This is a genomic window from Nocardiopsis sp. M1B1 (genome assembly GCF_052466615.1).
The window spans coordinates 2,070,394-2,083,695 of record NZ_CP196194.1 but is presented as its reverse complement, the minus strand read 5'-3'; the positions used below and the strand labels follow the sequence as shown (position 1 = coordinate 2,083,695).

At 72.9% G+C, this 13,302-nt stretch carries 12 protein-coding genes; 11 read left to right on the top strand and 1 reads right to left on the bottom strand.

What is annotated here, in order from left to right; all coding sequences use genetic code 11:
- Window positions 1-65 precede the first annotated feature (65 nt).
- Window positions 66-1,070 carry an aldo/keto reductase family protein gene (locus ACSTA4_RS08990; RefSeq protein WP_444963135.1) on the top strand — a complete coding sequence of 335 codons (1,005 nt, stop codon included), beginning with the start codon at window positions 66-68 and terminating at the stop codon, window positions 1,068-1,070.
- A gap of 254 nt (window positions 1,071-1,324) precedes the next feature.
- Window positions 1,325-1,687 (top strand): DUF1622 domain-containing protein, encoded by a 363-nt coding sequence (locus ACSTA4_RS08985; protein WP_444963134.1) that lies wholly within the window; start codon window positions 1,325-1,327, stop codon window positions 1,685-1,687.
- 43 nt (window positions 1,688-1,730) lie between these two features.
- Here the strand turns inward: ACSTA4_RS08985 and ACSTA4_RS08980 are convergent, their stop codons facing one another.
- Window positions 1,731-1,937, bottom strand: coding sequence for a hypothetical protein (locus ACSTA4_RS08980; protein ID WP_013151999.1), 207 nt, complete (start codon window positions 1,935-1,937; stop codon window positions 1,731-1,733).
- 207 nt (window positions 1,938-2,144) lie between these two features.
- Between ACSTA4_RS08980 and ACSTA4_RS08975 the strand changes: the two genes are divergently transcribed.
- The 9 genes from ACSTA4_RS08975 to lipA all read left to right on the top strand — a co-directional run bounded on the left by ACSTA4_RS08975 (window position 2,145) and on the right by lipA (window position 13,164).
- Complete coding sequence (locus tag ACSTA4_RS08975) at window positions 2,145-3,140, top strand: bifunctional adenosylcobinamide kinase/adenosylcobinamide-phosphate guanylyltransferase (RefSeq protein WP_444964131.1); 996 nt, start codon at window positions 2,145-2,147, stop codon at window positions 3,138-3,140.
- A 104-nt stretch (window positions 3,141-3,244) separates the two neighbouring features.
- On the top strand, window positions 3,245-4,003 hold the full coding sequence (locus ACSTA4_RS08970; protein WP_444964130.1) for an adenosylcobinamide-GDP ribazoletransferase: 759 nt from the start codon (window positions 3,245-3,247) through the stop codon (window positions 4,001-4,003).
- Between the two features lie 342 nt (window positions 4,004-4,345).
- A complete protein-coding gene (locus ACSTA4_RS08965) occupies window positions 4,346-5,845 on the top strand; it encodes a leucyl aminopeptidase (RefSeq protein WP_444963133.1) in 1,500 nt (499 codons plus the stop codon).
- 138 nt (window positions 5,846-5,983) lie between these two features.
- Window positions 5,984-7,360: a dihydrolipoyl dehydrogenase gene (gene lpdA / locus ACSTA4_RS08960; protein ID WP_013151995.1), complete on the top strand. Its 1,377-nt coding sequence runs from the start codon at window positions 5,984-5,986 to the stop codon at window positions 7,358-7,360.
- A 103-nt stretch (window positions 7,361-7,463) separates the two neighbouring features.
- Complete coding sequence (sucB, locus tag ACSTA4_RS08955) at window positions 7,464-9,260, top strand: 2-oxoglutarate dehydrogenase, E2 component, dihydrolipoamide succinyltransferase (protein ID WP_444963132.1); 1,797 nt, start codon at window positions 7,464-7,466, stop codon at window positions 9,258-9,260.
- A 249-nt stretch (window positions 9,261-9,509) separates the two neighbouring features.
- Complete coding sequence (locus ACSTA4_RS08950; protein WP_444963131.1) at window positions 9,510-10,076, top strand: NADPH-dependent FMN reductase; 567 nt, start codon at window positions 9,510-9,512, stop codon at window positions 10,074-10,076.
- A gap of 399 nt (window positions 10,077-10,475) precedes the next feature.
- Window positions 10,476-11,402 (top strand): TIGR01777 family oxidoreductase, encoded by a 927-nt coding sequence (locus tag ACSTA4_RS08945; RefSeq protein WP_444964129.1) that lies wholly within the window; start codon window positions 10,476-10,478, stop codon window positions 11,400-11,402.
- A gap of 10 nt (window positions 11,403-11,412) precedes the next feature.
- On the top strand, window positions 11,413-12,117 hold the full coding sequence (gene lipB / locus ACSTA4_RS08940; protein ID WP_444963130.1) for a lipoyl(octanoyl) transferase LipB: 705 nt from the start codon (window positions 11,413-11,415) through the stop codon (window positions 12,115-12,117).
- A 93-nt stretch (window positions 12,118-12,210) separates the two neighbouring features.
- Window positions 12,211-13,164 carry a lipoyl synthase gene (lipA, locus tag ACSTA4_RS08935; protein WP_047867607.1) on the top strand — a complete coding sequence of 318 codons (954 nt, stop codon included), beginning with the start codon at window positions 12,211-12,213 and terminating at the stop codon, window positions 13,162-13,164.
- Window positions 13,165-13,302 lie beyond the last annotated feature (138 nt).

Below are 13,302 nucleotides of genomic sequence, written 5' to 3'. Positions count from 1 at the left end.
AGCGCTTCCAACCGCACGGCACAGAACCTCGCGAACGGGCACAATCCCCTACTAGAGTGCTCGACATGGAATTTCGGCATCTGGGCAACAGCGGCCTCATGGTCAGCGAGATCGCGTACGGGAACTGGATCACGCACGGCTCCCAGGTCGAGGAGGACACGGCCAAAGCCTGTGTCCGCGCGGCACTGGACGCGGGCATCACCACGTTCGACACCGCCGACGGCTACGCCGGGGGCAGGGCGGAGGAGGTGCTCGGCCGCGCGCTGAAGGGCGAGCGCCGGGACGGGCTGGAGATCTTCTCCAAGGTCTTCTGGCCCACGGGTGAGGGCAAGAACGACCGGGGCCTGTCCCGCAAGCACATCGTCCGCAGCGTGGAGAACTCCCTGCGCCGCCTGGGGACCGACTACCTGGACCTGTACCAGGCCCACCGGTTCGACTACTCCACCCCGCTGGAGGAGACCGTGCGGGCCTTCGAGGACCTGGTCCGCCAGGGCAAGGTCCTCTACGTCGGCGTCTCCGAGTGGCGCGCCGAGGAGATCGAGCAGGCGCTCAAGATCGCCGACGAGATGGGCTTCGACCGCATCATCTCCAGCCAGCCGAAGTACAACATGCTGTGGCGGGTCATCGAGTCCGAGGTCGTCCCGCTCTCCGAGCGCGAGGGCGTCGGCCAGATCGTGTGGTCGCCGCTCGAGGGCGGCGTCCTGAGCGGCAAGTACAAGCCCGGCCAGGAGCTGCCCGCCGGTTCGCGCGCCGCCGACCCCGGCGGCGGCCGCTTCCTGAGCGACCAGATGAAGGACCGGGTCATGCTGGAGCGCGTGCAGCGGCTGGAGCCGCTGGCCGCCGAGGCGGGCCTGACGCTGGCGCAGCTGGCCGTGGCCTGGGTGCTCCAGAACCCGAACGTGTCGGCCGCGATCATCGGCGCCTCCCGCCCCGAGCAGGTGGAGGGCAACGTCAAGGCCGCTGGGGTCAGGCTGGACGCCGAGCTGATGGCGAGGATCGACGAGGTCCTGGGCGACAGCGTCCAGCGCGACCCGGCGCTGACGAAGAGCCCCGAGAACATCCGCGGCTAGCCGCGTTTTCTTGGACCTCCGCTCCGCTTCGGTCCGTGTTCGGGCGCCCGAACCAACCCCCGACAAGCTGAGACCGGTTCGAAGAACAGACCCCAGCCGCGCCCGAGCGGTGTCCGACGCCGCGGGCCCGGCCGTCCCCAGGACGGCCGGGCCCTTCCGCTTTCCGGGACCGGATGCCGGTCCGGCCCCTGGTGTCGCCCCCGCCCGACCTGGGTAGCTGCTGGCGCGCACGCACGCGGCACGGAGGGGGCTCCATGGACATCGCGCACGTCATCGAGGCGGTGGGCACCGCGGTCGACGTCGCCGGGGTCGGCGTCATCGTCGTCGGGGCCCTGGGCGCGACCGCGCTGTTCCTGTACCGGTGGGTCGGCGGGCACGGGCTGGACGCGGCCTACCGGCCCTACCGGCAGGGGCTGGGCCGGGCGATCCTGCTGGGCCTGGAGTTCCTCGTCGCCGGGGACATCATCCGCACGGTCGCGGTGTCGCCCACCTTCGCCACCGTGGGGGTGCTCGCCGGGATCGTCCTCATCCGGACCTTCCTCAGCTTCTCCCTGGAGGTGGAGCTGGAGAACCGCTGGCCGTGGCAGGGCCGCCGATCCGTCCCCGGGACCGGCTGAACCCCGCCGCCGGAGGCCTTCCCGGCCCCCGGACGGGCGGGCGCTACTCGACGGGTTCCAGGGACATCGCGTAGACCTCCGTGTCGCCGTCGAGCAGGGCGACGCGTCCCACGCCGCCCTCGGCGAGCTCCTGCCAGTTCTCCCCCAGCCAGCTCTCCGCGTCGCCGCGCGAGGTGAACGACTCCGAGGGCAGGTCCTGCCCCAGCGGGTCGGCTCCGTCGGCCTCGAAGTACCGCCAGGTCCACGCCATGTTCGACCGCCCCTTCGTCACGGAGGTCACAGCGCCGGTCACCGTGATCCTGGCCCGAGCTTAACCAAGCCTTGGCGGAGGATGCTGTTTACTTTTTCGGTGCGTATCCGATTTCTCGGGACTGCCGGGCACTCGGGGTGGCCCGCCCCCCAGTGCACCTGCGCCTCCTGCAACAAGGCCCTCGCCGAGCGCCGCCTGCCCCTGCGCGTGACGGTGGACGACCGCTTCCGCGTCCGCGAGGCGGGGGTGGTCGGCCCGGTGCCGCCGGGGTACTCGGTGAGCCCGACCCCCGACGGCGTCCTGGTCGAGGGCCCCGAGGGGGGCAGGCTGATGTACGCGCGCACGGGCCCGGGGCCCCTGCCCGGCGTGCCCCCGGCGGAGGCGCGCGCCGAGGGTTCCTCCGGCTACTCCTCCGTCCGCCCCGACCAGCAGGTGGACATGGTCGTCGTGGACGCGGCGCAGCGCCCGGAGGTCATCGGCGAGCTGCGCCGCTCGGGGGTGATCGGGGTGACCACGGCCGTCGTCGCGGTCGGCGGCGACCACCGCGTCCGCTCACCGGAGGAGTTCGCCCGCCGGGCCCGGCTGTGGGGCGCCCTGGTACCGAACGACGGGCAGGTCCTGTCGTGCCCTCCGGCGGTGTGGCCGGAGCCGCGGCCGCGCGGGCCGCACCGGACCCTGGTGACCGGGGGCGCCCGCTCGGGCAAGTCCACCGAGGCGGAGCTGCGCCTGATGGCGGAGCCGAAGGTGCTGTACGCGGCGACCGGCCCGGAGCCCGACCCGGTCGCGGACCCCGACTGGGCCGACCGGGTGGCCCGGCACGTGCGGCGCCGCCCCTGGTGGTGGCGCACCGAGCAGACCACCGACCTGGCCGCGCTGCTCAAGGGCACCAGGGGCGCGGTACTGGTGGACTGCCTGGGCACCTGGCTGACCCGGGTGATGGACGAGGCGGGGCTGTGGGAGGACAGCCCCCCGTCCGACGCGGAGGACGAGGTGGAGGCCGCGGTCCACGGGCTGCTGGAGGCCTGGCGTTCCACCCAGGCCTACGTCGTGGCGGTCACCAACGAGGTGGGCTCGGGCGTGGTGCCCGCGACCCGCGCCGGGGGGCTGTTCCGCGACCACCTGGGCCGGCTGAACCAGTGGGTGGGCGCCGAGTCCGAGGACGTGGTGCTGGTGACCGCGGGCCGCGTCCTGGAGCTGCCGTGAGCGCTGCCGCCGGTCCCCCTCCGGAGGACCCCGCGCCGGACGGGCCTCCCCCGGGCGGCTCCTCCGGCCCCTCCCGGGCCGCGGACGCGGTCGCGGGGGCCCGGATGGCGCTGGGGACGTTCACCGTGTTCCCGGTGCGCGCGGGGCGGCTGGACCGCCGGGTGGCCGGGTGGGCGATGGTGTGGGCGCCCGTGCTGGGCGCGCTCCTTGGCGGCCTCACCGGCGCCGCGGCCGTGCTCGGGACGGCGGTCGGACTGTCCGCCGCCCTGGCCGCGGTGCTGGCCGTCGGCCTGGGGGCGCTGCTGACGCGGGGACTGCACCTGGACGGGCTGGCCGACCTGGCCGACGGGCTGGGCAGCGCGCGCCCGGCCGAGGGCGCCCTGGAGGTGATGCGCCGGTCCGACATCGGCCCGTTCGGCGTCATCACCCTGGTGGTCGTGCTCGCCGCGCAGGCCCTGGCCCTGGGCCAGCTTGCGCAGGCATCGGCCGGGGCGGCTCTGACGGGCGCGGCGGCGGCCGGGGCCGCCGGGCGGCTGGCGGTGACTCTGGCGTGCACCCCGCGCGTGCCCTCGGCGCGGCACGAGGGGCTGGGCGCGTTCGTGGCGGGGACCGTGCGCCTTCCGGGTGCGCTGCTGGCCGCCGTCCCCGTGCCGCTGGTGTGCCTGGCGGGCTGGGCGCACGCGCCGGGGTTCGCGCTGGCCTGCGCGCTCGCCGCCGCGGCGGGGCTGCTGGCGGCGGGCCTCGTGCTGAGCCGGGCGGTGCGTCGGCTGGGCGGCGTCACGGGCGACGTGCTGGGCGCGCTGTCGGAGACGGCGGTGACGACGGCGCTGGTGGTGGCCGCGGCGGCCTCGGCCCGGCTGTGAGGACCGGAACGGGGATTCACGGCCCCGGTCGGCGGGCCCCGGGGCGTCCCACCAGGCAGTTTCCTACCAATCGGTAACCGGCTCGGAGGTGCCCGATGTCGTGATCATCACATTTTTTCACACAGGTTTCACGGTTCTCGCAGACGGGAACGCGGCGTCCGCCCCGGAGACGGCCCACGACACCCTTCACCGGCGGCCAGAGGCACCCTCGCCGCGCGCGCGGGCCGGAGCCGACCCCGCACACCCCCGGCTCGCGCGGCCCCCCGCAGCGCCGCGTCAGGGCCCCGCGGACCCGGGGCGCCGCGTCCCCGCCGGGCGCGCGGGGCGACTAGCATCGGGGACGTGAGCACGTCGTTGTCAGTAAATACGGAGTCCCCCAGTTCGCTCGACGCCGACGCGGTTGTCGTCGGTTACCACTCCGGAGGCGACGCTCCGGAGCCCGCGTCGGGCGCTCATGACGTCGATGCCGCCTTCTCCGGCGGCCTCGCCCAGACCCTGTCGCTCCTGGGAGCGAGCGGCGCCCCCGAGGAGGTGCACACCCTTGCCTCCCTCGGAGCCGTCAAGGCCCCGGTCGTCGTCGCGGTCGGTCTCGGCCCGGCGCCCGCCGAGGGCCCCGTCGACCCCGACGTCCTGTCCCGCGCCGCCGGCGCCGCGCTGCGCTCGCTGACCTCGCGCCCCGAGGGCGCGGGCCGCGTCGTCCTGGCCCTGCCCGCCGGGACCGCCGCCGAGGCCGGAGCCGTCGCCCTCGGAGCCCGCCTCGGCGCCTACGGCTTCGACCGGTACCGCACCTCCGCCAAGGACAAGCCCGCCGCCGAGCTGGTCCTGGCCAGCTCCGCCGGGGACGCCCGGGAGGCCGCCGAGCGCGCCGCCGTCCTGGCCGAGGCCGTCAACCTCACCCGCGACCTGGTCAACACCGCACCGGCCGACCTGGTGCCCGAGGACCTGGCCGCCACCGCCCAGGAGATCGCCCAGCAGTCCGGCCTGCGCGTCGAGGTCCTGGACGAGGCCGCCCTGTCCGAAGGCGGCTACGGCGGCCTGACCGGCGTCGGCCAGGGCTCGGCCAACCCGCCCCGCCTGGTCCGCCTGGCCCACAGCCACCCCGAGGCCACCAAGACCGTCGCCTTCGTCGGCAAGGGCATCACGTTCGACTCCGGCGGCCTGTCCCTCAAGCCCGCGGGCTCGATGGACTGGATGAAGTCCGACATGGCGGGCGCCGCCTCCGTGCTGGCCGCCATGCGCGCCATCGCCGCCCTGAACCTGCGGGTCAACGTGGTCGGCTACCTCGCCGTGGCCGAGAACATGCCCAGCGGCACCGCCCAGCGCCCCTCCGACGTGCTGACCATCTACGGCGGCAAGACCGTCGAGGTGCTCAACACCGACGCCGAGGGCCGTCTGGTCATGGCCGACGCCATCGTGCGGGCGCAGGAGGACGAGCCCGACCTGATCGTGGACATCGCCACCCTGACCGGCGCCCAGCTGGTCGCGCTCGGCACCCGGGTGTTCGCGGTCATGTCCAACGACGACGAGGCGCGCGACCGGATCGTCGCCGCGGCCGCCGAGGCGGGCGAGGCCTCCTGGCCGATGCCCCTGCCCGAGGAGCTGCGCGCGGGCCTGGACTCCGCGGTCGCCGACATCGCCAACGTGGCGGGCGAGCGCTGGGGCGGCATGCTCTCCGCGGGCGTCTTCCTCAAGGAGTTCATCGAGGAGGGCGTCACGTGGGCGCACCTCGACATCGCCGGACCGTCCTTCAACCAGGGCGGTCCGCACGGCTACACCCCGAAGGGCGGCACCGGCGCGGGCACCCGCACCCTGGTCCGCATCGCCGAGGAGTACGCCGGATAGCACCCGCCCAGGGGGCGGCCTCCCGAGCCGGAGCGCCGCCCCTTCCGGCCACCGCGGCCGCGCACACCCTCCCTCCGCCCGCGCGGGGCCCGGCCGCGGCCACCACCCATCACCAGCCACAACAAGGAGTTCGTTCCCGTGAGTGAGAGCGGCGGCACCTTCGACCTCGTCGTCCTTGGCGGCGGCAGCGGCGGCTACGCGGCGGCACTGCGCGCCGCGGAGCTGGACATGAGCGTCGTCCTGATCGAGAAAGACAAGCTCGGCGGCACCTGCCTGCACCGCGGCTGCATCCCCACCAAGGCCCTGCTGCACTCGGCCGAGGTCGCCGACTCCGCCAAGGAGAGCGAGAACTTCGGGGTCAAGGCCACGTTCGAGGGCATCGACATCCAGGCCGTGCACACCTACAAGGACAAGGTGATCGGCGGCCTGTTCAAGGGCCTGACCGGCCTGGTCAAGTCGCGCAAGATCACCGTCGTCGAGGGCGAGGGCAAGCTCACCGGCAAGGACGAGGTCACCGTCGACGGCGCCGTCTACAAGGGCCGCAACATCCTGCTGGCCACCGGTTCCAAGCCCAAGACCCTGGGGCTGGACATCGACGGCGAGAAGGTCATGACCAGCGACCAGGCCCTCGACCTGGACCGCGTGCCCGAGTCGGTCATCGTCCTGGGCGGCGGCGTGATCGGCGTGGAGTTCGCCAGCGTGTGGCGCTCCTACGGCGCCGACGTCACCATCGTCGAGGCCCTGCCGCACCTGGTGCCCGTGGAGGAGGAGTCCAGCTCCAAGCTGCTGGAGCGCGCCTTCCGCAAGCGCAAGATCAAGTACGAGCTGGGCACCCCGTTCGAGTCGGTCAAGACCACCGACTCCGGCGTGACCGTCACCCTCAAGGGCGGCAAGACCCTGGAGGCCGAGGTCCTGCTGGTGGCCATCGGCCGCGGGCCGGTCTCGGAGGGCCTGGGCTACGAGGAGCAGGGCATCACCCTGGACCGCGGCTTCGTCCAGGTGGACGAGAACCTGCACACCGGCGTGGGCAACGTCTACGCCGTGGGCGACCTCATCCCCACCCTCCAGCTCGCCCACGTCGGCTTCGCCGAGGGCATCTTCGTCGCCGAGCACATCGCCGGGCAGAACCCGCCCGCGATCGACTACGACGGCGTCCCCCGCGTCACCTACTGCGAGCCCGAGGTCGCGTCCGTGGGCCTGACCACCAAGGTCGCCAAGGAGCGCGGACACGACGTCGTGGAGATGAACTACAGCCTCGCGGGCAACGGCAAGAGCCAGATCCTGCAGACGCAGGGCGCGGTGAAGGTCATCGCCGAGAAGGACGGCCCCGTACTGGGCGTCCACATGGTCGGCAGCCGCGTCGGCGAGCTGATCGCCGAGGGGCAGCTGATCTACAACTGGGAGGCCCTGCCCTCCGAGGTGGCCCAGCTGATCCACCCGCACCCGAGCCAGTCCGAGGCGCTGGGCGAGGCGCACCTCGCGCTGGCGGGCAAGCCGCTGCACGTCCACGACTGACCGCACCACCGGGGGCGGGCCGCAAGGGCCCGCCCCCGCACACATCCGCGCTGCCCATCAAGGGGTTGGGCAGAGACCGCGCCCAGATCCAACGAGGAAACCCATGCCGACTTCCGTTTCCATGCCCGCCCTGGGTGAGAGCGTCACCGAGGGCACCGTCACCCAGTGGCTGAAGAACGTGGGCGACACCGTCGAGGTGGACGAACCGCTCCTGGAGGTCTCCACCGACAAGGTGGACACCGAGATTCCCTCACCCGTCGCGGGCGTACTCACCAAGATCCTCGTCGACGAGGACGAGACCGTGGAGATCGGCGCGGAGATCGCCGTCATCGGCGGTGAAGGCGAGAGCACCGACGACGAGGGCGGCGCCGAGCCCGCCGCCGAGGAGTCCGCGCGGGAGCCCGAGGAGACCGAGGAGCCCGAGGAGGAGGCCGCCGAGGAGCCCGAGCCGGAGCCCGCCCCCGAGCCCCAGGCCGGGTCCGACGCGCAGGCCTCGTCCTCCGAGCAGGGCCCGACCACGTCGGTGACCATGCCCGCCCTGGGTGAGAGCGTCACCGAGGGCACCGTCACCCAGTGGCTCAAGAGCGTGGGCGACACCGTCGAGGTGGACGAACCGCTCCTGGAGGTCTCCACCGACAAGGTGGACACCGAGATTCCCTCACCCGTCGCGGGCGTACTCACCAAGATCCTCGTCGACGAGGACGAGACCGTGGAGATCGGCGCGGAGATCGCCGTCATCGGCGGCACCGGGGACGAGCCCCCGGCCGTCTCCGAGGGAGCCGCCCCGGCCGAGGCCGAGCCCAAGGCCGAGCCGAAGCCGGAGCCCGCCAAGCCCGCCGCCCCCGCCCCGGAGCCCGAGGCCGAGGCCGAGGCCGAGCCCGCCGCGGACCGGGACAAGGACGGCGAGAGCCCGTCCGTGGACATCGGCACCCTCAGCGGCACCGGCCGCGCCTCGGGCACCGACGCCGGGACCGAGGCGTACGTGACCCCGCTGGTGCGCAAGCTCGCCTCCGAGCACGGCGTGAACCTCAGCCGCGTCAAGGGCACCGGCGTGGGCGGCCGCGTCCGCAAGCAGGACGTGCTCAAGGCCGCCGAGGAGCAGAAGGCCGACGCCGCGCGCGCCGCCGCCCCCGCGCCGTCCTCGGCCCCGCGCAAGGGCGCCACCGACACCTCCCTGCGCGGCCGCACCGAGAAGCTCACCCGCCTGCGCCTGTCCATCGCGGACCGGATGGTGGAGTCGCTGCACGTCTCGGCCACGACCACGCAGGTCATCGAGGTGGACGTCACCAAGATCGCCCGCCTGCGCGAGCACTCCGCCGAGCGCTTCGCCGAGCGCGAGGACGTGCGGCTGGACTTCTTCCCGTTCTTCGCGCTGGCCGCGGTGGAGGCCCTGCGCTCCCACCCCAAGCTCAACGCCGTGGTCGACAGCGACAAGCAGGAGGTGACCTACCACGACGTGGAGAACCTCGGCGTCTCGGTGGACACCGAGCGCGGTCTGCTGGCCCCCGTGGTCAAGGACGCGGGCAAGCTGGGCCTGGGTGAGCTGGCGCGCAGGCTCAAGGACCTGACCGAGCGCGCCCACACCGGCCAGCTCGGCCCGGACGAGCTGGGCGGCGGCACGTTCACCATCACCGAGACCGGCTGCACCGGCGCGCTGTTCGGCACGCCGATCATCAACCAGCCGCAGGTGGCCATCCTGGGCACCGGCGCGGTCGTCAAGCGCCCCGTCGTGGTCGAGGACACCGCCATGGGCGACGAGGTGATCGCGGTCCGCTCGATGGTGTACCTGTCGCTGGCCCACGACCACCGCCTGATCGACAGCGCCGACGCCGGACGCTTCCTCCAGAGCGTGAAGGCGCGTCTGGAGGAGGGCGCCTTCGAGGACGACCTGGGCCTGTAGGCCCGGGCCGCGAAGGCCTCCACACCACCCGCCGGGCCGGGTGCCGCATGTCGGCACCCGGCCCGGCGCGTCCTTTATCGGGGAATGTGTTGTCCGATTTGACCTCAAGACCTGTTGAGGTCCTAGCGTTGACCCGTCCCCTAAGAACCGACGGTGCGCCGCGCGGCTCCCTGAGCCGGTCCGCGCGTGCCCGCCCGACGTGCCCGCTCACGTGTGGGCCGAGACGGCACCAAAGAAGCAAGGACCCACATGGACAACCTTCGGATCGCGGTCATCCTCGGCGGAAACCGCCGGGGCCGCACCGGACCCGCCGTCTCCCGCTGGTTCGTGGACCGGGCCCGGAAGTATCCGGACCCCTCCGTGTCGTTCGACTTCCTCGACGTGGAGGACATCAGCCCGCAGGACGGCCACGGCGGCCCGATGGCCCCGGAGTCGGCGCGCACGGTGGAGGCGGCCGACGGGTACGTCGTGCTGACCCCGGAGTACAACCACGGCTACCCGGGCGAGCTGAAGAGCGCCATCGACGCCGCGCGCCGGGAGTGGTTCGGCAAGGCGGTGGGCTTCGTCTCCTACGGCGGGATGTCCGGCGGCCTGCGGGCGATCGAGCAGCTGCGGTCGGTCTTCTCGGAGCTGCACACCGCCACGATCCGCGACACGGTCAGCCTGCACAACGCGCAGACGATGTTCGGCCCGGACGGGACCCCGGTCGTGGACATGTCGTCCGCGGAGGCCGCCGTGGAGCGGATGCTGCGCCAGCTGGCGTGGTGGGCGCTGGCCCTGCGCGAGGCCCGGGAGCGGCGCCCCTACCCCGGTTAGGGGCTGACCGGCTGAGGGGCCCGCGGGCCCCTGAGGCACCCGCGGCCCGCGCCTCCCCGGGGGGCGGCGCGGAGCCCCGCGGCGGGAAAGTGGACGGGGCGGCGCCTCTCGGCACCGCCCCGTCTTTCTACCCCACCAATCACCATCCCCTGATGATCCCCATCATCAAAGGTCTGTGGTCGGGGACGCGGCAGTCAGCCCGACAGCGCGTCGCCCACAGTAGCCCCGCGTTGACGCGGAGTTCCTGTCCCACGTTCAAACTAGAAGACCGAGGGCCCCTCGCGCAGCTCTTTCGAGGAAAAAGCCGAAGAAAAACCGGGCGGGTGTCCTCCGTCGTCCGTTTGGTGTGTCTTCACGCGCGAGGACCGCCCTCCTTCGGGTAGACCCAGGACCATGCGAGTGGCTATCACGGGGGCGACGGGCCTCATCGGCAGGGCGCTGGAGGCGTCCCTGCTCGGCGACGGGCACACGGTGGTGCGCATGGTGCGCCACCTGCCGCGGGGGCGGGACCACCCGGACGTGGAGGAGGCGGAGTGGCGCCCCGAACAGGGACGGGTGGACACCGTGGCCCTGCACGAGGCCGACGCCGTGGTGCACCTGGCCGGGGCGCCGGTCGGCCCGGCCCTGTGGACGCGGCACCGGCGCACCCTCATCCGGCGCAGCCGCGTGCGCGGCACCCGGACCCTGTGCCAGGCCCTGGCTGGGATGTCCTCGCCTCCCCCGCGCCTGCTGAGCGCGTCGGGGATGCACTTCTACGGCGACACCGGCGGGCGCGCGGCCACCGAGACCTCCCCGCCGGGCACCGGTTTCCTGGCCGGGGTCTGCCGGGACTGGGAGGAGGCCACCGCCCCGGCCGAGGAGGCGGGCCTGTCGGTGGCGCACATGCGCACCTCGGTGGTGCTCGACCGCTCGGGCGGGATGCTGGGCACGCTGCTGCCGCTGTACCGGGCGGGGCTGGGCGGACGCCTGGGGTCGGGGCGCCAGTACATGAGCTGGATCGCCATGCGCGACCAGATCGGGGCCGTGCGCTTCCTGCTGGAGCACCCCGAGATCACCGGGCCGGTGAACATGTGCGCGCCCGAGCCGGTGACCAACGCCGAGTTCACCAGGGCTCTGGGCCGCGCCCTGCGGCGCCCCGCCGTCCTGCCGGTCCCTGCGCCGGCGATGCGCGCACTGCTGGGGGACTTCGCCGAGGAGACCGCGCTGATCGACATGAGGGCCGAGCCCGAACGCCTCACGAAGGCCGGTTATTCCTTCGCGCTGCCCACCGTGGACAGTGCGCTATCCGACATCCTGGCCAGACCCGCACAGTCCACCGGGGCGTAAGGTTGGATGTGTGAGTGATCTCGTTTACGCATGGCTGGGCGACGCTCCCGTCCCTTACCACCAGGGCTGGGATCTCCAGAAGCGGCTCCACGAGAGCCGCGTCGCCGATGAGGTGCCCGACACCGTCCTGTTGCTGGAACACGAGCCCGTGTACACCGCCGGAAAGCGCACCGGGAGGTGGGATCGTCCCATCACCGACCCCGGGGCGCCCGTGGTGGACATCGACCGGGGCGGCAAGATCACCTGGCACGGCCCCGGCCAGCTGACGGTGTACCCCATCGTCCGGCTGCCGGACCCCATCGACGTGATCGCCTACGTCCGGATGCTGGAGGAGGCCATCATCCGCACCATCGCGGAGTACGGCCTGACCGGCACGCGGGTGGAGGGGCGCACCGGGGTGTGGCTGGCCGCCGACCCCGAGCGCGGCCTCATCGAGCGCAAGGTGGCCGCCATCGGCTGCCGGATCGCCCGCGGGGTCGGGATGCACGGGCTCGCGTTGAACTGCAACAATGACATGTCGTGGTACGACCGGATCGTCCCGTGCGGAATCACCGACGCCGGAGTCACCTCGCTCTCCGCCGAACTGGGGCGCGACGTGTCCGTGGCCGACGCGCGGCCCCGGATGGAACGCCACCTGGCGGACCTGCTCGGCGCGCGGGAGTACCGCCACACCGACGGCGCGGACCTGCTCTCCGGCGCCACCGCGCGTGGATGACACACCACACCATGAGCCAGTCCCCGCGGGGACGCCGAGCCCCCACGAGGGGAAGGGTCCCCGGCACGGGGCACAGAAGGGAACGGGTTCACGTTGACCATCGCTCCTGAGGGCCGCAGGCTGCTGCGCGTGGAAGCGCGCAACAGCGAGACCCCCATCGAGAAGAAGCCGCCGTGGATCAAGATCAAGGCGCACATGGGGCCCGAGTACACCGAGCTCCACTCCCTGGTCAAGAGCGAGGGCCTGCACACGGTCTGCCAGGAGGCCGGGTGCCCCAACATCTACGAGTGCTGGGAGGACCGCGAGGCGACCTTCCTCATCGGCGGCGACCAGTGCACGCGGCGCTGCGACTTCTGCAACATCGCCACCGGCAAGCCCACCGCCCTGGACCGCATGGAGCCGACCAAGGTCGCCAACTCGGTCAAGACCATGGGCCTGCGCTACGCCACCATCACCGGTGTGGCCCGTGACGACCTGGAGGACGGCGGCGCCTGGCTGTACGCCGAGACCGTCCGCAAGATCCACGAGCTCAACCCGGGCACGGGCGTGGAGCTGTTGATCCCCGACTTCAACGCCGACCCCGACCAGCTGGCCGAGGTGTTCGGCTCGCGTCCGGAGGTGCTGGCGCACAACGTCGAGACGGTGCCGCGGATCTTCAAGCGCATCCGCCCGGGCTTCCGCTACGAGCGCTCCCTCAAGGTGATCACCGAGGCGCGCGCGGACAACCTGGTCACCAAGTCGAACCTGATCCTGGGCATGGGCGAGACCCGTGAGGAGATCAGCGAGGCCATGCGCGACCTGCACGAGGCCGGGTGCGACCTGCTGACCATCACCCAGTACCTGCGCCCCTCCAAGCTGCACCACCCGATCGACCGGTGGGTCAAGCCGGAGGAGTTCGTGGAGCTGGGCCGGGAGGCCGAGGAGATCGGCTTCGCCGGTGTCATGTCCGGGCCGCTGGTGCGCTCCTCCTACCGCGCGGGCCGCCTGTACAAGCAGGCCCGGGAGAAGCGGGACGCCGAGAACGCCGCCCTGGCGAACAACGCGTAACGGACTTTCCACCCGAGTCGTGACCAAGCTGGAACGGTGGCCCGCTGGCCACCGTTCCTCAGTTACGGGCACCCGCACATATCCTGATGTGGACAGGCGCCCGTCGATGGCGCCGCGAGGCGCCGCACCCACGACGAC